The 20,911-nt window shown below is 62.9% G+C and carries 19 protein-coding genes, 1 tRNA gene and 1 riboswitch; of the genes, 16 read left to right on the forward strand and 4 right to left on the reverse strand.

The window, feature by feature from the left end; all coding sequences use genetic code 11:
* Nucleotides 1–8 precede the first annotated feature (8 nt).
* The 5 genes from pal to G9C89_RS07135 all read left to right on the forward strand — a co-directional run bounded on the left by pal (nucleotide 9) and on the right by G9C89_RS07135 (nucleotide 2,941).
* Entirely contained in the window at nucleotides 9–509 is a 501-nt protein-coding gene (gene pal / locus G9C89_RS07115) for a peptidoglycan-associated lipoprotein Pal (RefSeq protein WP_172146768.1), read from the forward strand.
* A gap of 5 nt (nucleotides 510–514) precedes the next feature.
* On the forward strand, nucleotides 515–1,342 hold the full coding sequence (gene ybgF, locus G9C89_RS07120) for a tol-pal system protein YbgF (RefSeq protein WP_172146771.1): 828 nt from the start codon (nucleotides 515–517) through the stop codon (nucleotides 1,340–1,342).
* A gap of 143 nt (nucleotides 1,343–1,485) precedes the next feature.
* A complete protein-coding gene (gene queE / locus G9C89_RS07125; RefSeq protein ID WP_172146774.1) occupies nucleotides 1,486–2,133 on the forward strand; it encodes a 7-carboxy-7-deazaguanine synthase QueE in 648 nt (215 codons plus the stop codon).
* A gap of 1 nt (nucleotide 2,134) precedes the next feature.
* Nucleotides 2,135–2,809 (forward strand): 7-cyano-7-deazaguanine synthase QueC, encoded by a 675-nt coding sequence (gene queC, locus G9C89_RS07130; RefSeq protein WP_172146792.1) that lies wholly within the window; start codon nucleotides 2,135–2,137, stop codon nucleotides 2,807–2,809.
* A 56-nt stretch (nucleotides 2,810–2,865) separates the two neighbouring features.
* Nucleotides 2,866–2,941 (forward strand) — tRNA-Lys (locus G9C89_RS07135).
* A gap of 421 nt (nucleotides 2,942–3,362) precedes the next feature.
* Here G9C89_RS07135 and G9C89_RS07140 read toward each other — a convergent pair.
* From G9C89_RS07140 to G9C89_RS07155, 4 genes are all read right to left on the reverse strand, one after another.
* On the reverse strand, nucleotides 3,363–6,380 hold the full coding sequence (locus G9C89_RS07140) for an SPOR domain-containing protein (RefSeq protein WP_172146794.1): 3,018 nt from the start codon (nucleotides 6,378–6,380) through the stop codon (nucleotides 3,363–3,365).
* Nucleotides 6,381–6,395: 15 nt separating this feature from the next.
* On the reverse strand, nucleotides 6,396–7,265 hold the full coding sequence (locus tag G9C89_RS07145; protein ID WP_172146796.1) for a fimbrial biogenesis chaperone: 870 nt from the start codon (nucleotides 7,263–7,265) through the stop codon (nucleotides 6,396–6,398).
* 85 nt (nucleotides 7,266–7,350) lie between these two features.
* A complete protein-coding gene (locus G9C89_RS07150) occupies nucleotides 7,351–7,821 on the reverse strand; it encodes a DUF4402 domain-containing protein (RefSeq protein WP_172146798.1) in 471 nt (156 codons plus the stop codon).
* 120 nt (nucleotides 7,822–7,941) lie between these two features.
* Complete coding sequence (locus tag G9C89_RS07155; protein WP_172146800.1) at nucleotides 7,942–8,496, reverse strand: DUF4402 domain-containing protein; 555 nt, start codon at nucleotides 8,494–8,496, stop codon at nucleotides 7,942–7,944.
* 140 nt (nucleotides 8,497–8,636) lie between these two features.
* Nucleotides 8,637–8,724: riboswitch (cyclic di-GMP riboswitch) on the reverse strand.
* Nucleotides 8,725–9,215: 491 nt separating this feature from the next.
* Between G9C89_RS07155 and G9C89_RS07160 the strand changes: the two genes are divergently transcribed.
* The 11 genes from G9C89_RS07160 (at nucleotide 9,216) to G9C89_RS07210 (ending at nucleotide 20,790) form a co-directional block, all read left to right on the forward strand.
* Nucleotides 9,216–10,061: an IclR family transcriptional regulator gene (locus tag G9C89_RS07160; protein WP_172146802.1), complete on the forward strand. Its 846-nt coding sequence runs from the start codon at nucleotides 9,216–9,218 to the stop codon at nucleotides 10,059–10,061.
* Between the two features lie 299 nt (nucleotides 10,062–10,360).
* On the forward strand, nucleotides 10,361–11,314 hold the full coding sequence (locus G9C89_RS07165) for an AraC family transcriptional regulator (RefSeq protein WP_172146804.1): 954 nt from the start codon (nucleotides 10,361–10,363) through the stop codon (nucleotides 11,312–11,314).
* A gap of 205 nt (nucleotides 11,315–11,519) precedes the next feature.
* A complete protein-coding gene (benA, locus tag G9C89_RS07170) occupies nucleotides 11,520–12,881 on the forward strand; it encodes a benzoate 1,2-dioxygenase large subunit (protein ID WP_172146806.1) in 1,362 nt (453 codons plus the stop codon).
* A complete protein-coding gene (gene benB / locus G9C89_RS07175) occupies nucleotides 12,882–13,370 on the forward strand; it encodes a benzoate 1,2-dioxygenase small subunit (protein WP_172146809.1) in 489 nt (162 codons plus the stop codon).
* A 172-nt stretch (nucleotides 13,371–13,542) separates the two neighbouring features.
* Complete coding sequence (gene benC / locus G9C89_RS07180) at nucleotides 13,543–14,553, forward strand: benzoate 1,2-dioxygenase electron transfer component BenC (RefSeq protein WP_172146812.1); 1,011 nt, start codon at nucleotides 13,543–13,545, stop codon at nucleotides 14,551–14,553.
* A gap of 115 nt (nucleotides 14,554–14,668) precedes the next feature.
* On the forward strand, nucleotides 14,669–15,445 hold the full coding sequence (locus G9C89_RS07185) for a 1,6-dihydroxycyclohexa-2,4-diene-1-carboxylate dehydrogenase (RefSeq protein WP_172146815.1): 777 nt from the start codon (nucleotides 14,669–14,671) through the stop codon (nucleotides 15,443–15,445).
* A 164-nt stretch (nucleotides 15,446–15,609) separates the two neighbouring features.
* Nucleotides 15,610–16,950, forward strand: coding sequence for an MFS transporter (locus G9C89_RS07190; RefSeq protein ID WP_172146818.1), 1,341 nt, complete (start codon nucleotides 15,610–15,612; stop codon nucleotides 16,948–16,950).
* Nucleotides 16,951–17,016: 66 nt separating this feature from the next.
* On the forward strand, nucleotides 17,017–18,138 hold the full coding sequence (locus tag G9C89_RS07195) for a muconate cycloisomerase family protein (RefSeq protein WP_172146820.1): 1,122 nt from the start codon (nucleotides 17,017–17,019) through the stop codon (nucleotides 18,136–18,138).
* Between the two features lie 39 nt (nucleotides 18,139–18,177).
* On the forward strand, nucleotides 18,178–18,468 hold the full coding sequence (catC, locus tag G9C89_RS07200; RefSeq protein WP_172146822.1) for a muconolactone Delta-isomerase: 291 nt from the start codon (nucleotides 18,178–18,180) through the stop codon (nucleotides 18,466–18,468).
* A 33-nt stretch (nucleotides 18,469–18,501) separates the two neighbouring features.
* A complete protein-coding gene (catA, locus tag G9C89_RS07205) occupies nucleotides 18,502–19,440 on the forward strand; it encodes a catechol 1,2-dioxygenase (RefSeq protein ID WP_172146824.1) in 939 nt (312 codons plus the stop codon).
* 132 nt (nucleotides 19,441–19,572) lie between these two features.
* Nucleotides 19,573–20,790: a benzoate/H(+) symporter BenE family transporter gene (locus G9C89_RS07210; protein ID WP_172146833.1), complete on the forward strand. Its 1,218-nt coding sequence runs from the start codon at nucleotides 19,573–19,575 to the stop codon at nucleotides 20,788–20,790.
* Nucleotides 20,791–20,911: the final 121 nt, after the last annotated feature.

Here is a 20,911-nt window from a genome sequence, read left to right on the forward strand (position 1 = left end):
GTTACATGATGGAAATGCTGAAGTTTGGCAAATTTGCTGCACTGGGTCTGGCTCTGGCCGTTGTTGTTGGTTGTTCGTCCAAAGGCGGCGATGCTGCTGGTGAAGGCGACGCTGTAGATCCGAACGCTGGTTACGGTGCTGACACTGGTTCCGTAGATGGCAGCCTGAGCGAAGAAGCTGCTCTGCGCGCTATCACCACGTTCTACTTCGAATACGACAGCTCCGACCTGAAAGCCGAAGCCATGCGCGCACTCGACGTTCACGCTAAAGACCTGAAAGGCAATGGCGCTCGCGTCGTTCTGGAAGGCCACGCTGACGAGCGCGGTACCCGTGAGTACAACATGGCTCTGGGCGAGCGTCGTTCGAAAGCCGTTCAACGCTACCTGGTGCTGCAAGGTGTTTCCCCCGCTCAGTTGGAACTGGTTTCCTATGGTGAAGAGCGTGCGATTGCCACTGGCAACGACGAGCAATCCTGGGCTCAGAACCGCCGCGTAGAACTGCGTAAGTAATAGCCATGCATACCTGCCGTCGTGCTTTGACTGTTTTGGCCCTCTGCCTGCCGTTTTCGGCTTGGGCTGAGGTTCCTGTGGTGGATAACAATGCCGATTATGGCAGCAATAGTTATCCTCCTTCTGGTTATGGCACGTCCGGCGCCTACGCTGGGGGAGGGGCTGAAGCCCCGACCTCGGCGCAAGGCATGGTGTTTACCCAGTTGCAACAGATGCAGCAAGAAATCGCGCAACTGCGCGGGCTGCTCGAAGAGCAACAGAATGAAATTCAGCGGTTGAAACAAGAAAGCCTGGAGCGTTACCAGGATCTTGATCGGCGCTTGAGTAGTGGAGCAGCAGGTGCTGCGGCCACCCAGAATTCTCCTGCCGTTGGTGCTGCCAGCACCAATGGTAGTCCGCCAGCAACTGCTGGCCAGACGCAAGCTCCAACTTCGGCTAGCAATGGCCCGGCTGATCCAGAGAAGGAGAAGCTGTTTTATGACGCTGCCTTCGATCTGATCAAGGCCAAGGATTTCGACAAGGCCAGCCAGGCGTTTACTGCCTTTGTGCGTAAATACCCGAACAGCCAATACGCCGGTAATGCCCAGTACTGGTTGGGTGAGGTGAACCTGGCCAAGGGTGACCTGCAGGCTGCCGGTAAGGCCTTTGCTCAGGTCAGTCAGTCCTATCCGCAGCATGCCAAGGTGCCGGATTCGTTGTTCAAGCTTGCTGATGTCGAAATGCGTCTGGGCAACACAGACAAGGCCAAAGGCATTCTGCAGCAGGTGATTACGAAGTATCCGGGAAGTTCTGCGGCGCAGCTGGCGCAGCGGGATTTGCAGCGGATGCCATAAGCAATCAACTGCAATTCTTAAGTTGAAAGCTGCAAGCTGTAGTGATAAACCCGCGCCTGGCGCGGGTTTTTTCGTTACAATCCGCGCCCCTTTTCCCGCAACGGAGGCGGATGGCCTGTTTAGCCGTCACGCCCGTGGCTGATATGCAAGATACCCTGCGAATTACCGAGATTTTCTACTCGCTGCAGGGCGAGACGCGCACCGCCGGCTTGCCGACCGTGTTCGTTCGCCTGACCGGCTGCCCCCTGCGCTGCCAGTACTGCGACACTGCCTACGCCTTCAGTGGTGGTGAAGTCATGTCGCTGGACGCCATCGTCGAGCAGATTGCCAGCTACAAGCCGCGCTATGTCTGCGTAACCGGTGGCGAGCCGCTGGCGCAACCCAACTGCATCCCTCTGCTCCAGCGTCTGTGCGATGCCGGTTATCAGGTGTCGCTGGAAACCAGCGGCGCGCTGGATGTATCGGCGGTCGACCTGCGGGTGAGCAAGGTGCTCGACCTGAAGACCCCCGGTTCGGCAGAAGTGGCGCGCAACCGCTATGAGAATATCGAGTTGCTGACGGCGAACGACCAGGTCAAGTTCGTGATTTGCTCGCGCGAAGACTATGACTGGGCGGTGACCAAGCTGATCCAGTACCGTTTGCACGAGCGCGCCGGTGAAGTGTTGTTCTCGCCGAGCCACCATGAGTTGAGCGCGCGTTTGCTGGCCGACTGGATCGTCGCCGACAACCTGCCCGTGCGCCTGCAAATGCAGTTGCACAAGATTCTCTGGAACGACGAGCCGGGACATTGATATGAGCGACAAGAAAGCGGTAATTCTTCTCTCTGGCGGCCTCGATTCGGCCACCGTGGTGGCTCTGGCCAAGGCCGAGGGCTACAGCTGCTACAGCATGAGCTTCGACTATGGCCAGCGCCATCGCGCCGAATTGCAGGCGGCCGAGCGGGTGGCCAGGCACTTGGGGGTGGTCGAGCACAAGGTGATCGGCCTGAGTCTCGATGGCATCGGTGGTTCGGCACTGACCGACAGCAGTATCGCGGTGCCGGAAAGCCCCAGCGAAGGCATCCCGGTCACCTATGTGCCGGCGCGCAATACCGTGTTTCTCTCCCTGGCCCTGGGCTGGGCCGAGGTGCTGGGCGCGCGCGATATCTTCATCGGGGTCAATGCGGTGGATTATTCCGGCTACCCGGATTGCCGTCCCGAGTTCATTGCAGCTTTTGAGCGCATGGCCAACCTGGCGACCAAGGCCGGTGTCGAAGGCCAGGGTTTCCATATCCAGGCGCCGCTGCAGAACATGAGCAAGGCCGAGATCATCCAGGCCGGCATGCGCCATGGCGTGGATTACGCGTTGACGGTGTCCTGCTACCAGGCCGATGAGCAAGGTCGTGCCTGCGGCAAGTGCGACAGCTGTCGCCTGCGTGCGGCCGGTTTTGCCGCAGCAGCGGTGGCCGATCCGACCCGGTATCGCTAAAAGTTTGCTCCGGGTGTTGATTTCCTGAATTAAATCAGTATCATGCGCCCTGCATTGGGTCGTTAGCTCAGTTGGTAGAGCAGTTGGCTTTTAACCAATTGGTCGTAGGTTCGAATCCCACACGACCCACCATTTTCATCGCGACTGTTGGACTAGGAAGGGGTGCGAAGCAGCGCCAGCTTGTTAGGCATGCAGCCGTCTGGGGCGAAGATTAGGTTCGGCTCGGGATGATGTAAGTAAGAGATAGCCCGCAGGTTTCTTAGGAAACGGCGGGCTTTTTCATGTCCGGGGTATTTGTCCCGCGCGCAAGCGAGCGAAGCCGCCTGGCTGTGAGAGCCGATCTCGGCCGGCAGCTGCTGGGGTTCCGGTCTTGAACACGCACAGGTTCGGCACCGGTCTCACGTCATACCGTGCGCAGATGATTCGAATAGGGCTCAGCCGTGGTCAGCCGCTAGGAAACTAGCAGCTGACCACGGCTGAGCCCTCTGGTTGCAGCGGGTCTTGACCCTGTTGATTACCGGGTGCAGACGCGGTTTTGTTTTGGGCGGCGCCGCTAGTTGGTCTTGGCTCCCTGAGATGGGGCTCCGGCCAGTTCGGTATGTCGCTGTATGTCAGCGTACTGCCGTAGCCAGGGTGATGCCGTGGTCAGGGTCGGGGGGAGTTGTTTCAGTGCAGTCCGGGCCTGCCGGTCGCTGGTAAAACTGCCGTAGACGACCGAGTACCAGGGTGAACCGCGGTGCAGGGTGCGAAAGTAAGCTGCCGTATCCGTCAGGTGATGCTGCTCGATGTAGTCCTGTACCGCTGCCTCGGAGCTTGCCGCCATCAGCTGGATCGTGAAATTGGTAGCGGGTTGCTCCTGCACCCAGGATTCGCTGCGCAACTGCGCTTTAGCCCTGGGCTGTGCCGCAGCCTGGGGGTTTCGCGCTCTGGGTTGGATTGGCTGCGGCCCTGACAACGGCCGAACTATCAGATCCATGCCGCTGATAAAGGCGCCATCGCCCGATACGCTCAGTTGGCGGCTACCCGTCGTATCCGTCAGGCCCAGACGCTGCAGTTGTTGGGGGGAGACTCTTAACCGGTAATCCCCGGCGACCACCCCCGAGACGATATAGAAACCGTCCCAGCTGCTGGTTGCCTCGGCCACTGTCTGCTGCTGGTCGTTCAACAGTTCCAGCTTCAGGTCGCCGATACCGCGCTCGATACCGCCCTCCAGCAGATAAACCGTGCCGTCGATTTCCGTGGTCATGCGCACCGGAAACTCCAGGCGAGCCACACCACCCGGGCGCGGCAGCAGTCGCATACCGCCGATCTCCGGCGCCCATTGCGGGTCTATCAGCGTCGCGGTGTCGACCCCGATGTCGACATATTGTCTGACCGGCAAGTGATCGATGTGGGCAATGCCGGCCGCATCCGTGCGGGCCTGATGCCTGCCGCCGTTGACCGTAAAGCCTGCCCCCGGTAGCGGTTCTTCGCCAGGATCCATCACGCCGTTGTTGTTGTCGTCGAGGAACATGCGTACCGAGGCCGCGCCGCTGTTGGCCATGGGCCGGGCGTCGAACAGCCAGTCGGAGCGGCGTGGATCCCGGCCCATGGCGATAAAGAATTGAGCGCCGACGATGATCTCGCCGGTGTCCAGATAGCTGGCATTGACGCCCAATCCGTAGCGCCCCAGGCTTTTGGTAAAGCCGGCGGTGTACTGCGTTTGCGGTGACTCGAAGGCGTGCGCCACGCTCAGGGTCAGGCGGTAGCCGTCTGCCAGGTATTTATCGGCAGAGAGTGCCAGCGAGGAGATATCCCCGCCGGAATCCAGGCTGTATTCGACCTGGCCGCGTAAACCCATATCGCGCACACGGCGGCTGATCTGCAGGCTGCCGAAGGTTTGCTCGACGTCGCCGAAGGCGCGCCAGCTCAGGGTGTTGGTGAGCGCCGTGTGATAGAGGTAGGCGGAAATACGGGCGCTGACATCGGTGTCGGTCATGCCGGACTCCCGTTCGTCCCGCGTTGCCGTCAGGGCCACGGGCAGGCGCGAGCGTGCTCCCAGCGGCACGGAACCACTGAGCCGGAGTTCGTCGCGGGTGCGAATGGGGTCGCTATAGTCGAGAAACACCTCGCTGTTGAAGGCGTTCAGCTGTGTGCGGCTGGCGTCCACGGCCACGCCGCGGATGCGGGTCTGTAAGCCGAGTTCGGCCAGCGAGCCACCGTCCTGCGCTTGGACAAAGTCACCGCTGATACTCATGGCCTGCCAGAATGTGCGTAGCCCAAAGGTCGAGTACTGTTCGTCAGCGCTACCGGCCGGTGCGCGGATGAATCCGGCCGATGCGGACAGCGAGCGCGTGAGGCCCAGGTCGAACTGGCTAATAGAGCGCGCTTGCCCGTCGTCGTCGCGGTGTTCGGTAAGGCTGTACTGGAACTCGCCGGGCTTAACCATGGATTGATCCAGGGAGAAACTCTGCTGTTCCACCCGTGTCTGGCCCAGCGGACCGTTGAAGACCAGGCGAAAGTCATTGCGGCCATAACTCAGCGGCTGGTCTTCGAATCGATAGCGACCCTCGGCGTCGGCCCGCTGGAACTCAATCAGGGCATCGTTGTAATAAAGCTCCACGTCCCAGCCCGGCGGCAGATCCCCTTCAAAGGTCTGGCGGTCAAAGCTGGTTGGCCGTGTCAGCGGACGATTGCTCAGGCTCACGCCCTCGCCACTGCTACCCCGGCTGATATTTTCTACGCTCGGCGTCGAGAGACTACCGAAACTGAAAGAGCGGGCATGCAGTGGGCCCAGCAGGTTGCCGGCGGGGTCGTGGCGGCCGAACGTGGCCCGCACATCGGGGCCCGGCTCCTGTTTGCTGCTGGAGAAATACAGCGATGACTCCATGCCCAGCAGATCGCCGGTGAGAAAGGCCGTATAGCGCGCGTCGGTCTGGGTGCTTGCATCGTTCTTGCGCAGTTCGGTGGCGAAGGTCTGATCCACAAAAGGCATGCCCAGCAGCCGGTAGGGCTGCGCATGATGCGGATAGCCGGGATCCTGATAACCACTGCCCATGCCCGCTCGCTCGCCGAGGCGTTCGCGCTTGAGGCGGGACTGCAAGGGCAGGGGTTCGAGTGCTTGAACGCGCAGGGAGAGGCTGGAACGGTCGACCTCGAGCTCAAGCGGCAGCCAGTGCTCGAGCAGGGATTTGGCCACATACAGATCATCCGGCTCGACCCGCACCAGCGCCGGATCGAACGTCTCGCTGATCCCGCTTCGGGTCACACTGGCTTCGCCCAGGTTCAGGCTGAATGCGCGGTCTTCGTCGAGGATAAAGCCGCTGGCGGTGCCTTGTGCGGGCTGGGTCTGGATCGCAATGCTCAGCAACCTGGCCAGTTCACCCAAAGGCAGCAGGGTATGCTCGCCGACGTCATAGGCGGGGATGGCGCTTGACAGTATCGACTGATCCAGGCGCACCTCGAGCAGCAGGAAAGTCGCCTCCGGGTCATGCTCCTGGGCCAGCAAAGCCCCGCTGAGGACAAGGCCCGCGAGGACCAGCAACAGCGCGGCCAACCGGTGCGTCCAGTGGCGGGCTGCTGCCGACGTCATGTCGGACGGCACGCGTCAGGGAAGCTGGAGAACCGCCTCGGCCAGCAGTGCGCCACCATCCTCCGCCTGTTCCCGGTAGCTGACCCGCAACGCGCCGTCGGTTAATCGCTGGCCATTCGGCCGCTGCAGCGCAATGTTCGCGCGCCGCACGCGGTTTTGGCTATAGACCGCAACGCCATTGGCCCGCGCCAGAACCTGCTCGGCCCCGCGGGCAGGAATCAGGCTGACGGTCAGGTCGCCGTAGACGGACTGGCTGCCGCTGCGCTCCATCTGCAGCGCCAGAGTCGGCGCTTTGCCAGGCGGTTGCTGCAGGTCAAGCTGGGTCAGCGACACGCTGGCGTCGGTGTTGCCATGACGCACGATCACCGGGATAGAGATGCCGACCAGGGTGGTCAGCTTGATGCCGATCTCATTCTTGGCGGCGGGATCGCGCTCCTCGATGCTGGTGCTGCCGCGGGCTTCGGGTTGTTGCGCGAACAGCAGGTGCGAACGGTACTCGCCGCTCGGCAGGTTGGCGGGCTTGCGCACCATGATCCGCACCGCTTGCCCGGTCCCTGGCTCAAGCGTGACCTGGCGCGGCGAGTAGCGCAGCAGGTCGTCGGCGAACTGTTCGCCGGGCAAGGGGGTATCGATCTCGCTGAAGGCGCCCGTTTCGCTCATGCGCCGGTTCACCAGGGAAATACGATAAGTCGCTCTCTCGCTGCCATTGTTGATCAGTTCAAGCTGGGCCGCGCGCTGGTTGCCGGCAAAGACAACGCGGGTCGGGTACAGCATCAGTTCGGCCCCTGCATGGCTCGCGGGCAGCAAAAACAGCAGGCCGCTCAGGGTGAGTCGCTGGAGCAGGTGCGCCGCTCTGGTGTTGCGCGACGAGGTTGCAGGGGGCATGGCTAAATCCTTTTATGGCATTGTTCGGCGTACCGGACGGGGCTGGGTGCACTGTTGGTGACACCGGCGTGCTGCTCGCGATGGATCAGTTGTAGTCCACGGTCACGCTGAAGCTGCCAGAGTACTCCCCGGGAGACTGGCCACTGGCGATACTGAGTGTCCCGCCGACCGACAGGCTCTGGGAGCCGCCCGCACTCAGTTGCCCGGCGGCCCCGGAAGGGCTGCCGGTGAATTCATTGATGAACATATCGCCTCCCGGACCCGACAGCTTCACGAAGTCGTTACCCGGCAGTTGAATCGTATAGGTCACATTGGCATCGCCGCTAACCGTGAACTGTGCGGCTGCGCCGGCGCTTGAAGGTATCAGCAGCACACCGCCACTGGCGCTGCGCGCGCCGCTGGTGCTGACCGTGACGGAACCGCCGCTGCCGGCCACGAAGCTGCCGAACGACAACTCCTGGTTGTTCTGGATCGCCATCTCCAGCGCCCAGCTGGCGGGCGCCGCCAGGGCGGCGAGGGCAGCGAGGGCCAGGAGTTTCGGCAAATACGGCTTCATCGCGGCGCTCCTGGTTATGGCATCGGTGCGGAGGCGATGTCGCTAGCGCCGGCACTGCCAGTGGCGCTACGCGGAAAAGGGTTGCCGGACCAGGGCCCGGCTTGATAGGTCGGCGGAAGGTTAGTTGTATTCGACCGTTGCCGTCACGCTGCCGGTATAGGCGCCTGCAACCTGAGCCGCGCCTACCGTCAGCACGCCACCCAGGTATATGGACTGCGCGCCGGCGGTCAGCGCGCCACTTGCCACTTCGCCACTGGTGGCGCCGCCGGCGGTCAAATCACTGACTCTGGCCAGCGCCATGGTCTCCCCGGCTCCGCCAACCCCTGTGGTCAGGATTGTGTCACCGGACCATGTGATGCTGTAGGTCGAGGTACCCTCACCGGTGACGTCGAATTTGGCGGCTGCTGGGGTGCCACCTACGGTCGACAGAATAGTGCCGGATGCTGTCCGGGCGCCGCTGGTGGAAACGGTGACGCTGCCGCCGGCACCCCGTGCGAAGCTGCCGAAGGCCAGGTCCACCGACTTGGTGATCGCGATCGGGGTGATTACGGTAGCGGTCGACGTGGTTGACGCTCCGGCGGCAAAGCCGCTGGATGACCCGAAGACGCCCAAGGCGACGACTGAAGCCAGTGCGGCACGGCGAAAGTTAGTGCGGGAAAAAGTAGCTGCGTTCATGTTGAATATCCCCTGTAAGCCCTGTCGCCGGCGTGCTCGCCGTTGACAATCGCTTGAGCTGATACCGATCAGGGAGGATCCGATAACACCACGATGTGAGTTGAGTACGGAGAACCCGTACCCGGGAAACCACATGAAATGCCGGCGGTCCCGCTGTCATGGGGTTTTACACCCGTTAGACCGGTGACTTTGCGTCCCCGTCTTTCGACGGGTTTGCCTTTGCGTACGGCTTCAACGTAGATGACGGGGTGTTTTATAGCAAGCAAAGTATTTTTATTGTCAATCCCGAAAAATGCTACCTGGGGCGCAGAATTAGTATTTTCTGGATGGTCTGGAGTGGCCCTCTCGGGTGGGGCTTTTACCCTTGAGCACCATTCCATTCGCTTTAGAAGAGCCATTTTCCTTTTTGAGCCATTTGCCCAGCTCCCCAGGCGGCGGGTGGCCCTGGGCGAGAGTGCTGAATAAGATGGCGGCGAGTGTCGTAGACGGCAGGCGAGGGTGGCTTTGAGTATCGAGCTGTAGCTGAAAGGGAATCAGGTCCTGCAAGCCGGAGTGCAGCTTAAGACGCAGCAGGAAATAGAAAACTAGGCCGGCAGGGATCTTTTCTGCCCGCCTGGCTTTCTACTCCCCAGCCCGTTGCGTCGGCTGGAGCAATTGCGATTATCGAACTGCCGTTCGATAATCGCATCGTTGTTGCTCCCATCTGCTCAGGAGGTTGTATGACCGATGCGCGTCCATCGCTGTCCGGCCTGGTGCCGCCGGTGTATGTTTCTCCGGCCAAACGCATCGCCGACCTGAGCGGCGATCCGAACTTCATGACCTCGCTGGCGCGCGGCCTGGCGGTGATCAATGCCTTCCAGGAGCGCAAGCGCCACCTGACCATCGCGCAGATCAGCCACCGCACCGAGATCCCCCGCGCGGCTGTGCGCCGTTGCCTGTATACCCTGATGAAACTGGGTTATGCGACCACCGACGGGCGTACCTATTCGCTGCTGCCCAAGGTGCTGACCCTCGGCCATGCCTACCTGTCGTCGACGCCCCTGGCCGTCTCGGCGCAGCCCTACCTGGACCGGATCAGCGAGCAGCTGCACGAGGCCTGCAACCTGGCTACCCTGGAGGGCGAGCAGGTGCTCTACATCGCACGCTCGGCGATTCCGCAGCGCCTGATCTCGGTGGACTTGAGCGTCGGCAGTCGCTTGCCGGCCTACTGCACGTCAATGGGCCGCATCCTCCTCGCCGCGCTGGACGACGACAGCCTGCACGACTACCTCAATCACGCCGACCTGCAGGCCAAGACCAGTCGCACCCTGCATACTCCGGAAGCGCTCTGGGAATGCTTGCAACAGGTGCGTCAGCAGGGCTGGTGTCTGGTCGATCAGGAGCTGGAGCAAGGGCTGCGCTCGCTGGCCGTGCCGGTGTACGACTCGTCCGGCCACGTACTGGCCGCGATGAACGTCAGCACCCACGCCGGGCGGGTGCCCGCCCGCGAGCTGGAGCAGCGCTTCCTGCCGATCATGCTCAACGCCAGCCGCGAGCTGAGCAGTCAGCTGTTCAAGCCATTGTGAGCTGAGCGTTTTTTCACAACCTCTGGGCGCCGTGGCGTTTTGTGGGCTGAGCCTGGGTGTGAATGTGTGCGGTTATCGCGCACTGATCATCCTGCTTTTGTTCGAATTCACTAAGCTGTCGTAACCGATATGATCGATGCCGGCGAGTCGACCGATACGGCGGGCGGGTAGCGCTTGCCGACCGTTGATCGGTGCAGGCCACCGTATGGCTGTTTTGCCTGTATCAATAAAAGACCTGAGGGCGGATGCCTTGCTTGTGCCGACCCTCAGCGTCATAAAAACTATAAGAGCCCCGTGTTATGGACTGTCGTCTGCTTAACGAGAAAAGTCGGATATTCCACCATGCCGACCCCTATGCAGTCTCCGATTATGTCAATCAGCATGTCGGCTCGCATTGCATTCGTTTGCCGCAAAGCGGGCGGCCCGAGGCCAGTCTGAGCCACCGCACCTTCGGCAGCCTGGATCTGTGCCGGATCAGTTACGGTGGCAGCGTGCGCGTCACCTCGCCGGCGCTGGAAACCATCTACCACCTGCAAATCCTGTTGCAGGGCCATTGCCTGTGGCGCGGCCATGCCCAGGAGCACTACTTCACCCCCGGCGAGCTGCTGCTGATCAACCCGGACGATCCGGTCGACCTGACCTATTCCGACGATTGCGAGAAGTTCATCGTCAAGCTGCCGGCGACCTTTCTCGATCGGGCCTGCAGCGAGAACCACTGGCGTCGTCCGACCGATGGCATTCGCTTCGCCTCACGGCACAACCTGCAGCAGCTCGACGGCTTCGTCAATCTGCTCGGGCTGGTCTGCGAGGAAGCCGAAAGTGCGCAGCCGATGACCCAGGTGCAAGAGCACTACACCCGCATCATCGCGACCAAGCTGCTCGGCCTGCTGGCCAACAACGTCGGGCGCGATGAGCTGGGCGAGAGCTGCCCATCGTTCGAGCGGATTGCCCAGTACATCGAGGACAATCTCAAGCAGGACATCGGTCTGGAGCAGTTGGCCGAGGTGGTGCGCATGAGCCCGCGTTCGCTCTACGCGCTGTTCGAGCGCAACGCCGGCACCACGCCGAAGCACTACATCCGCAACAAGAAGCTGGAGAAGGTGCATGCCTGCCTGATCGACCCGACCGCCAAGGTGCGCAACGTCACCGAGGTGGCGCTGGATTACGGCTTCCTGCACCTGGGACGTTTCTCTGAGAGCTACAAGAGCACCTTCGGCGAGCTGCCCTCGGACACCCTGCGTCGGCGCAGCTGATTCGCGTCCATAACCTTCTTTTTTCCTGCTGAAACGCCCGATGCCGCACCTGGGTGCGGTATCGGGCGTTGTCGCGTACCTACCGTTTATCCGTTTTCGCCGCCTTGCAAAAAACGGATAGAGGTCGTGCACGAACTGGATATTGTCCGACAGTCCTGAGCCGTAGCCTTGATTCCGTTGAAACAATAATAACGGAGCCACGGCGATGACCCTGCGACTCGACTACCTGAACGGCCTGCTGCAAGAAGACCAAGACAAGGGCATTTTCCGCTGCAAGCGCGAGATGTTCACCGACCCTCGGTTGTTCGACTTGGAGATGCAACACATCTTCGAGGGCAACTGGTTGTACCTGGCCCATGAAAGCCAGATCCCCGAGAACAACGATTACTACACCACCTCCATGGGGCGTCAGCCGATTTTCATCGCGCGCAACAAGGACGGTGTGCTGAATGCCTTCATCAACGCCTGCAGCCATCGCGGCGCCATGCTCTGCCGTTTCAAGAGCGGCAACAAGGCCACCTACACCTGCCCGTTCCATGGCTGGACCTTCAACAACTCGGGCAAGCTGCTCAAGGTCAAGGACCCCAAGGAGGCCGGCTACCCGCAGAGTTTCGACTGCGACGGCTCCCACGACCTGAAGAAGGTTGCGCGCTTCGAGTCCTACCGCGGTTTCCTGTTCGGCAGCCTGCGTGAAGACGTCGCGCCGCTGGAGGACTTCCTCGGCGAGTCGAAGAAGATCATCGACATGATCGTCGATCAGTCCGCCGATGGCCTGGAAGTGCTGCGCGGCTCCAGCACCTACGTGTTTGAGGGCAACTGGAAGCTGCAGGCCGAGAACGGTGCCGACGGCTACCACGTCACCGCCGTGCACTGGAACTACGCCGCCACCCAGCAGCAGCGCAAGTTGAAAGAAGCCGGCGACGATATCCGCGCCATGAGCGCCGGCGGCTGGGGCAAGAAGGGCGGCGGCTTCTACTCCTTCGACAACGGTCACCTGCTGCTCTGGACCCGCTGGGACAACCCCGAGGACCGGCCGCTGTTCGCCGAGCGCGAGCGCCTTGCCAGCGAGTTCGGTGAAGCCCGCGCCGACTGGATGATCGGCAACTCGCGCAACCTCTGCCTGTACCCGAACCTGTACCTGATGGACCAGTTCGGCTCGCAGCTGCGCATCGCCCGGCCGCTATCGGTGGACAAGACCGAAGTGACCATCTACTGCATCGCGCCGAAAGGCGAGTGCGCTGAGGCGCGCGCCCGACGTATCCGTCAGTACGAAGACTTCTTCAATGTCAGTGGCATGGCCACCCCGGACGACCTGGAAGAGTTCCGCGCCTGCCAGCAGGGCTTCGCCGGTCGCGCCATGGAGTGGAACGACATGTCCCGCGGTTGCGAACACTGGGTCGAGGGGGCCGACGAGTCGGCCAAGGAGATCGACCTGCATCCGCTGATGAGCGGCGTGCGTACCGAAGACGAAGGCCTGTTCGTACTGCAGCACCACTACTGGCAGCAGCAGATGATCAAGGCGCTGCAAGAGCAGCAGGATCAACTGATTCACGTGGAGGGCGCGTAAATGAGCCTGACTTATGAAGCCGCGCGTGACTTCCTCTACCGTGAGGCGCGCTATCTCGACGACAAGCAGTGGGACGAATGGCTGGAGCTGTATGCCAGCGATGCGACCTTCTGGATGCCGGCCTGGGACGACCGCGATCAGCTGGTGGAAAACCCGCAGACCGAAATCTCGCTGATCTGGTACGGCAACCGCAGCGGTCTGGAAGACCGGGTGTTCCGCATCCGCACCGAGCGCTCTAGTGCCACCATTCCGGACACGCGCACCTCGCACAACATCAGCAATATCGAGCTGCTCGAGCAGGCCAATGGCCTGTGCAAGCTGCGCTTCAACTGGCACACCATGAGCTTTCGCTACAAGGTCGTCGACCACTTCTACGGCACCAGTTTCTACAGCCTCGACAGCAGCGGGCCGAACCCGCTGATCAAGGCCAAGAAGGTGGTCCTGAAGAACGACTACGTGCGGCAAGTCATCGACGTCTACCACATCTGAAAACACGGACTGAAGCTACTGCGCTGGCTTGGGCTGTGTTGCGGGACGCCTCGAAATGCTCATTCACAACCAGTGAACTGCGCTTTCTCGGCGTGCCGCGCCTTGCCCCAGCTGCGCTCGTGACGCTTCAAGCCGCGTTTTATCGGCATAGAACTGTTTAGCGAGGTGTGCCATGAGCCACAAGATCGCACTGAATTTCGAAGACGGGGTCACCCGTTTCATTGACGCCAAACTCGGCGAGACCGTGGCCGATGCCGCCTATCGCCAGGGCATCAATATCCCCCTGGATTGCCGCGACGGTGCCTGCGGGGCCTGCAAGTGCTTCGCCGAAGCCGGTCAGTACGACCTCGGCGAAGACTATATCGACGACGCCCTGAGCCAGGCCGAAGCCGAGCAGGGCTATGTGCTGACCTGCCAGATGCGTGCCGAGAGCGACTGCGTGGTGCGCGTGCCGGCCTCAAGCGAGCTGTGCAAGACCCAGCAGGCCAGCTTCGAGGCGGCGATCAGCGCGGTGCGCCAGTTGTCCGACAGCACCATCGCCCTGTCGATCAAGGGTGAGTCGCTGAGCAAGCTGGCGTTCCTGCCGGGCCAGTACGTCAACCTCAAGGTGCCGGGCAGCGAGCAGAGCCGCGCCTATTCGTTCAGCAGCCTGCCGAAGGACGGCGAGGTCAGCTTCCTGATCCGCAACGTGCCGGGCGGCCTGATGAGCAGCTTCCTCACTGGTTTGGCCAAGGCCGGCGACAGCATGACCCTGGCCGGCCCGCTGGGCAGCTTCTACCTGCGCGAAATCAAGCGGCCGCTGTTGCTGCTGGCCGGCGGCACCGGTCTGGCGCCCTTCACCGCGATGCTCGAGAAGATTGCCGAGCAGGGCAGCGCGCACCCGCTGCACCTGATCTACGGGGTGACCCACGACTTCGACCTGGTCGAAATGGACAAGCTCGAGGCCCTGGCCGCGCGCATCGCCAACTTTACCTACAGCGCCTGCGTGGCCAGCCCGGATAGCAGCTACCCGCACAAGGGTTACGTCACCCAGCACATCGCGCCCAGGCACCTCAACGACGGCGACGTGGATGTCTACCTGTGCGGCCCGCCGCCGATGGTCGAGGCGGTCAGCCAATACATCCGCGAACAGGGCATCCAGCCGGCCAACTTCTATTACGAGAAGTTCGCCGCCAGCGCCTGAAAGGCTCCTTTGGTCCGCTTACTGGGTGAGCGGGCCTGTTTTATTCGAGCGTTAGCCCGGGGTTCTCTGCCGGATTCCCCCGGATTGCATCCGGGCTACGCAACCGAGGTGGTTCATGAGCAAACGTTTTCAGGACAAGGTCGCCGTGATCACCGGCGCCGCCCAGGGCATCGGTCGTCGCGTGGCCGAGCGCATGGCGGCCGAGGGCGGCCGGCTGCTGCTGGTCGACCGTTCCGAGCTGGTGCACGAACTGGCCGACGAACTGGCCGGCGTCGCCGAGGTGCTGTGCCTGACCGCCGACCTCGAGCAGTTTGCCGAGTGCCAGCGGGTGATGGCCGCGACGGTCGAGCGTTTCGGCCGCCTGGACATCCTGGTCAACAACGTCGGCGGCACCATCTGGGCCAAGCCGTTCGAGCACTACCAGGCCGATGAGATCGAGGCGGAAGTGCGTCGTTCGCTGTTCCCGACCTTGTGGTGCTGCCATGCCGCGCTGCCACAGATGCTCGCGCAGGGCAGTGGCGCCATCGTCAACGTTTCCTCGATTGCCACCCGCGGGGTCAACCGCGTGCCCTACGGCGCGGCCAAGGGCGGGGTCAACGCGCTGACCGCCTGCCTGGCCTTCGAGACCGCCGAGTGCGGCATTCGGGTCAATGCCACCGCCCCGGGCGGCACCGAAGCGCCGCCGCGGCGCATCCCGCGCAACACGGCCGCGCAGAGCGAGCAGGAGCAGCTCTGGTACCAGCAGATCGTCGACCAGACCCTCAGCAGCAGCCTGATGAAACGCTACGGCAGCATCGACGAGCAGGCCGGGGCGATTCTGTTTCTGGCCTCCGACGACGCCGCCTATATCACCGGCGTGACCCTGCCGGTGGGTGGCGGTGATCTGGGGTAGGTGGAGTCGGGTTCGTTGATGGGTTACGCGGCGCGCGCGATTCGACGTTGTGCTTGGGCCTTGCGCTCTGCGCCGCTAACCCATCCTACGGAGCTACAGAAAGCCGCAGCGTTAGCCGTTTCAACCCGCTGTTCACAACAAAAACAAAAGAGAGAACCCATGCCATGCGACAGATAGACGTTCACCAAATCATCGACACCGCGCGCTTCTCGCGCTTCCACTGGATGGTCATGGCGCTCTGCGCCTTGCTGCTGATCTTCGACGGTTACGACCTGTTTATTTACGGCGTGGTACTGCCGTCGATCATGCAGGAGTGGGGGCTGACCCCACTGCAGGCCGGTGCCCTGGGCAGTTATGCGCTGTTCGGCATGATGTTCGGCGCGCTGGCCTTTGGCACCCTGGCGGACAGGATCGGGCGCAAGAAGGGCATCGCCATCTGCTTTGCCCTGTTTTCCAGCGCCACCATCGTCAACGGTTTCGCCAGCAACCCCACCGAGTTCGGTATCTGCCGCTTTATCGCCGGTCTCGGTTGCGGCGGCCTGATGCCCAACGCCGTGGCACTGATGAACGAGTACGCGCCCAAGCGCCTGCGCAGCACCCTGGTGGCCATCATGTTCAGCGGCTACTCGGTGGGCGGCATGCTCGCCGCTGGTGTCGGCATCTATATGCTGCCGCGCTTCGGCTGGGAGGCGATGTTCTTCGCCGCCGCCGTACCCCTGCTGCTGTTGCCGCTGATTCTGTGGAAGCTGCCGGAATCGGTGGGCTTTCTGCTGCGCCAGGGCCGTCATGAGCAGGCCCGCGAGATGCTGCAGAAGATCCAGCCGGGCCTGCACATCGACGCGGCCGACCAGCTGCATATGAGTGATAGCAAAGGCAAGGGCGTGGCGGTGTTCGAGCTGTTCCGTGAGGGCCGCGCGTTGCGCACCCTGTGCCTGTGGCTGGCGTTCTTCTGCTGCCTGCTGATGGTCTACGCACTGAGCTCCTGGCTGCCCAAGCTGATGGCCAACGCCGGCTACAGCCTGGGTTCGAGCCTGTCGTTCCTCCTGGCGCTGAACTTCGGCGGCATGGCCGGTGCCATTCTCGGCGGCTGGCTGGGCGATCGCTTCAGTCTGAGCAAGGTGATGGTGGCCTTCTTCGTTGCCGCCGCCGTGTCGATCAGCCTGCTGGGCTTCAAGAGCCCGACGCCGCTGCTGTACCTGCTGATCTTCGTCGCGGGTGCCACCACCATTGGTACACAGATTCTGTTGTACGCCGGGGCTGCGCAGTTCTATGGCCTGTCGATCCGCTCCACGGGCCTGGGCTGGGCCTCGGGCATCGGCCGCAACGGGGCCATCGTCGGCCCGCTGCTGGGCGGCGCGCTGATGGGCATCAACCTGCCGCTGCAACTGAACTTCCTGGCCTTCGCCGTACCCGGAGCCATCGCCGCCATCGCCATGACTGTGTTCGCCATCAGCGCCAAGCGCCGGCAGCACCCAGCCATGCTGTTGAGCGGTGCCAAGGCCTGAGCCTTTAGCCCTCACCCCTGACCCCTCTCCCACAGGTGGGCGAGGGGGACTGACTGGAAGATTGAAATGAGCCAAACCCTGATCGAAAGCGTGTCGGCGATCATCGTCGACCTGCCGACCATCCGCCCGCACAAGCTGGCAATGCACACCATGCAGCGGCAGACCTTGGTGGTCATTCGTCTGCGTTGCGCCGACTCTATCGAAGGCCTCGGCGAGTCCACCACCATCGGTGGCCTGGCCTACGGCAACGAGAGCCCGGAGAGCATCAAGCAGAACATCGACAGCCACCTCGCACCGCTGCTGATCGGTCAGGACGCGGCCAATATCAATGCCTGCATGCTGCGTCTGGATAAAGCCGCCAAGGGCAATAGCTTCGCCAAGTCCGGCCTGGAAAGTGCGCTGCTGGATGCCCAGGGCAAGCGCCTGGGGCTGCCGGTCAGCGAACTGCTCGGCGGCCGCGTGCGCGACAGCCTGGAAGTGGCCTGGACCCTGGCCAGTGGCGACACCGCCAAGGACATCGCCGAAGCGCAGCACATGCTGGAGATTCGCCGTCACCGCATCTTCAAGCTGAAGATCGGCGCGGGTGAGGTCAGCCAGGACCTCAAGCACGTCATCGCGATCAAGCGGGCTCTGGGCGACAGCGCCAGCGTGCGGGTCGACGTCAACCAGGCCTGGGACGAGTCGGTGGCCCTGCGCGCCTGCCAGGTGCTCGGCGACAACGGTATCGACCTGATCGAGCAGCCGATTGCGCGGATCAACCGGGCAGGGCAGGTGCGCCTCAATCAGCGCAGCCCAGCACCGATCATGGCCGACGAATCCATCGAAAGCGTGGAAGACGCCTTCAGCCTGGCCGCCGACGGTGCTGCGTCGGTGTTTGCCCTGAAGATCGCCAAGAACGGTGGTCCGCGGGCCGTGCTGCGCACCGCGGCAATCGCCGAAGCGGCCGGCATCGCCCTGTACGGCGGCACCATGCTGGAAGGCTCGATCGGCACCCTGGCCTCGGCCCATGCCTTCCTGACCTTGAACAAGCTGACCTGGCACACCGAGCTGTTTGGCCCGCTGCTGCTGACCGAGGAAATCGTTCAGGAGGCACCGCAGTACCGCGATTTCCAGCTGCATGTGCCGCGTACCCCGGGCCTCGGTCTGACCCTCGATGAAGAACGCCTGGCGTTCTTCCGTCGCCCCTGACGCTGCGCCAACGGCCTAACCCGCCGAGGAGATAAACCCATGCTGTTCCACGTAACGATGACCGTAAAACTGCCGTTGGATATGGACCCGGCCAAGGCCGCCCAGCTCAAGGCGGACGAGAAGGAACTGGCCCAGCGCCTGATGCACGAGGGCAAGTGGCGCCACCTGTGGCGCATCGCCGGGCAGTACGCCAACTACAGCGTATTCGACCTGGACAGCGTGCAGGAACTGCACGACACCCTGCTACAGCTGCCGCTGTTCCCCTACATGGAGATCGAGATCGATGCCCTGTGCCGGCATCCCTCGTCGATCCGTGAAGACGACCGTTGATTAGTCCTAGAACAAAAAACCGAGGTAACCACCATGACCGTTAAAGTTAGCCACACCGCCGAAATCCAGGACCTGTTCAAAGAAGCCAGCGGCCTCAACAGCGAGCAGGGCAGCCCGCGTATCAAGCAGATCATGCTGCGCATCATCAATGACGCGGCGAAGATCATCGAAGACCTGGACATCAGCGACGACGAGTTCTGGAAGAGCGTCGACTACCTCAATCGCCTGGGCGGGCGCAATGAAGTCGGTCTGCTGGTGGCGGGCCTGGGCCTGGAACACTTCCTCGACCTGTTGCAGGATGCCAAGGATGCCCAGGCCGGCCTCACCGGCGGCACCCCGCGCACCATCGAGGGCCCGTTGTATGTCGCCGGCGCGCCGCTGGCCGAAGGCGAGGTACGCATGGACGACGGCAGCGAGCCGGATGCCACCGTGATGTTCCTCGAAGGCGTGGTGCGCGACACCCAAGGCGCGCCTGTGGCCGGCGCGGTGGTCGACCTGTGGCACGCCAACACCCAGGGCAACTACTCCTACTTCGACCAGAGCCAGTCCGCCTACAACCTGCGCCGACGCATCGTCACCGATGCCGAAGGCCGTTACCGCGCGCGCAGCATCGTGCCGTCCGGCTACGGCTGCGCCCCGGACGGCCCGACCCAGGAATGCCTGGATCTGCTCGGTCGTCACGGCCAGCGTCCGGCGCACATCCACTTCTTCATCTCCGCCCCGGGCCATCGTCATCTGACCACCCAGATCAACCTGGCCGGCGAGCAGTACCTGTGGGACGACTTCGCCTACGCCACCCGCGACGGCCTGGTCGGCGACATCCAGTTCGTCGAGGACGCCGCTGCCGCCCATGACCGTGGCGTGCAAGGCAGCCGCTTTGCCGAACTGCAGTTCGACTTCCAGCTGCAGAAGGCTCCCGCCGCCCAAGCCGAGCAGCGCAGCAAGCGTCCGCGTGCCCTGCAGGGGGCCTAGTCCTCCGTAGGGTGCGCTGTGCGCACCAATAATGTCGCGTGTCGTTTAGATGGTGCGCGCAGCGCACCCTACAGTCGTCGCTAACAACGAGAGCGTTCCCCGAGGAGCGCCATCCATACCTTGCGAGGCCCCATGAAAGCCTTGATCGACGATTTCTCCCTGTCCGCCGTAGTGGCCGGCTTTATCGCCACCGTGATTTCCTATGCCGGACCCCTGGTGATCATCTTCCAGGCGGCCGAGAGCGCGGGCCTGTCGCATGCCGTGCTGTCGTCCTGGGTCTGGGCGATTTCCATCGGCAGCGCGGTGCTGGGCATTGCCCTCAGCCTGCGTTACCGGGTGCCCATCATCATCGCCTGGTCGGCACCGGGCTCGGCGTTGCTGGTCTCGCTGCTGCCGCAGATCAGCCTGAACCAGGCGGTCGGTGCCTATATGGTGGCCAGCCTGATCATCTTCCTGGTCGGCATCAGCGGCGCCTTCGACCGCATCATCGGCAAACTGCCCGCGGCGATCTCCGCCGGCATGCTGGCCGGGATCCTGTTCAGCTTCGGCACCGGGCTGTTCGTCTCGCTGCAGGCCAAACCCTTTCTGGTGCTGGCGATGTTCGCCAGCTACCTGCTGGTCAAGCGCCTGCTGCCTCGCTATGCGGTGCTGGCGGTGCTGCTGGTCGGTTGCACTATCGCCTTCGCCACGGGCGAGCTGCGCCAGGAGGCGCTGGTCATCGGCCTGGCCACGCCCGTGTGGATCAGCCCCGAATTCAGCCTGGCGGCCAGCCTGAATATCGCCTTGCCGCTGGTGATGGTGGCCCTGACCGGCCAGTTCGTGCCGGGCATGGCGGTGCTGCGCGGTGCCGGTTACCAGACCCCGGCCAGCCCGATCATCGCCAGCAGCGCCCTGGGTTCGCTGCTGCTGGCCCCGTTCGCCTGCCACGGCCTCAACCTGGCGGCGATCACCGCGGCCATCTGCACCGGTCGCGAAGCCCACGAAGACCCGGCCCGGCGCTATGTCGCCGGGGTGGTCGGCGGTGTGGTCTATCTACTGCTGGGGCTGTTCGGCGCGACCCTGGTGTCGCTGTTTACCGCCTTTCCCAGGGAACTGATCGCCGCCCTGGCCGGGCTGGCGCTGTTCGGCGCGATTGCCGGTGCGCTGGCCGGCGCCATGGCGGTAGTGGAGGACCGCGAAGCGGCGCTGATCACCTTTCTGGTGACGGCCTCGGGCATGTCCTTTCTGGGGCTGTCGGCAGCCTTCTGGGGTCTGCTGTTCGGCATTGCCGCGCACCTGCTGCTGACTCGACGCGCTACGGCGAGCGCAGCTGTGCCGACAGCGGGCCCTGTGGGTGACCCTGCACCCTGATCGATCCGATTCCCCTTTATGAGCGGCCCTGGCGGCCGCTCATATAACCCCCGCCATGCCTTGCATCACCGGCTCGTCCAGCGCGCCGGGGCGGGTTTCTGCAACCTGAAATAACAACAAG

The organism is Pseudomonas tumuqii (genome assembly GCF_013184545.1).
GTDB lineage: Bacteria > Pseudomonadota > Gammaproteobacteria > Pseudomonadales > Pseudomonadaceae > Aquipseudomonas > Aquipseudomonas tumuqii.

What these genes read in the sequence shown, in the direction of transcription:
- G9C89_RS07150 (WP_172146798.1), bottom strand. Translation starts at nt 7,821, where the DNA reads ATGAAGCCGTATTTGCCGAAACTCCTGGCCCTCGCTGCCCTCGCCGCC.
- queC (WP_172146792.1), top strand. Translation starts at nt 2,135, where the DNA reads ATGAGCGACAAGAAAGCGGTAATTCTTCTCTCTGGCGGCCTCGATTCG.
- G9C89_RS07210 (WP_172146833.1), top strand. Translation starts at nt 19,573, where the DNA reads ATGAAAGCCTTGATCGACGATTTCTCCCTGTCCGCCGTAGTGGCCGGC.
- pal (WP_172146768.1), top strand. Translation starts at nt 9, where the DNA reads ATGGAAATGCTGAAGTTTGGCAAATTTGCTGCACTGGGTCTGGCTCTG.
- G9C89_RS07190 (WP_172146818.1), top strand. Translation starts at nt 15,610, where the DNA reads ATGCGACAGATAGACGTTCACCAAATCATCGACACCGCGCGCTTCTCG.
- G9C89_RS07160 (WP_172146802.1), top strand. Translation starts at nt 9,216, where the DNA reads ATGACCGATGCGCGTCCATCGCTGTCCGGCCTGGTGCCGCCGGTGTAT.
- benB (WP_172146809.1), top strand. Translation starts at nt 12,882, where the DNA reads ATGAGCCTGACTTATGAAGCCGCGCGTGACTTCCTCTACCGTGAGGCG.
- queE (WP_172146774.1), top strand. Translation starts at nt 1,486, where the DNA reads ATGCAAGATACCCTGCGAATTACCGAGATTTTCTACTCGCTGCAGGGC.
- G9C89_RS07195 (WP_172146820.1), top strand. Translation starts at nt 17,017, where the DNA reads ATGAGCCAAACCCTGATCGAAAGCGTGTCGGCGATCATCGTCGACCTG.
- catA (WP_172146824.1), top strand. Translation starts at nt 18,502, where the DNA reads ATGACCGTTAAAGTTAGCCACACCGCCGAAATCCAGGACCTGTTCAAA.
- G9C89_RS07155 (WP_172146800.1), bottom strand. Translation starts at nt 8,496, where the DNA reads ATGAACGCAGCTACTTTTTCCCGCACTAACTTTCGCCGTGCCGCACTG.
- G9C89_RS07140 (WP_172146794.1), bottom strand. Translation starts at nt 6,380, where the DNA reads ATGACGTCGGCAGCAGCCCGCCACTGGACGCACCGGTTGGCCGCGCTG.
- benC (WP_172146812.1), top strand. Translation starts at nt 13,543, where the DNA reads ATGAGCCACAAGATCGCACTGAATTTCGAAGACGGGGTCACCCGTTTC.
- catC (WP_172146822.1), top strand. Translation starts at nt 18,178, where the DNA reads ATGCTGTTCCACGTAACGATGACCGTAAAACTGCCGTTGGATATGGAC.
- G9C89_RS07185 (WP_172146815.1), top strand. Translation starts at nt 14,669, where the DNA reads ATGAGCAAACGTTTTCAGGACAAGGTCGCCGTGATCACCGGCGCCGCC.
- G9C89_RS07165 (WP_172146804.1), top strand. Translation starts at nt 10,361, where the DNA reads ATGGACTGTCGTCTGCTTAACGAGAAAAGTCGGATATTCCACCATGCC.
- G9C89_RS07145 (WP_172146796.1), bottom strand. Translation starts at nt 7,265, where the DNA reads ATGCCCCCTGCAACCTCGTCGCGCAACACCAGAGCGGCGCACCTGCTC.
- benA (WP_172146806.1), top strand. Translation starts at nt 11,520, where the DNA reads ATGACCCTGCGACTCGACTACCTGAACGGCCTGCTGCAAGAAGACCAA.
- ybgF (WP_172146771.1), top strand. Translation starts at nt 515, where the DNA reads ATGCATACCTGCCGTCGTGCTTTGACTGTTTTGGCCCTCTGCCTGCCG.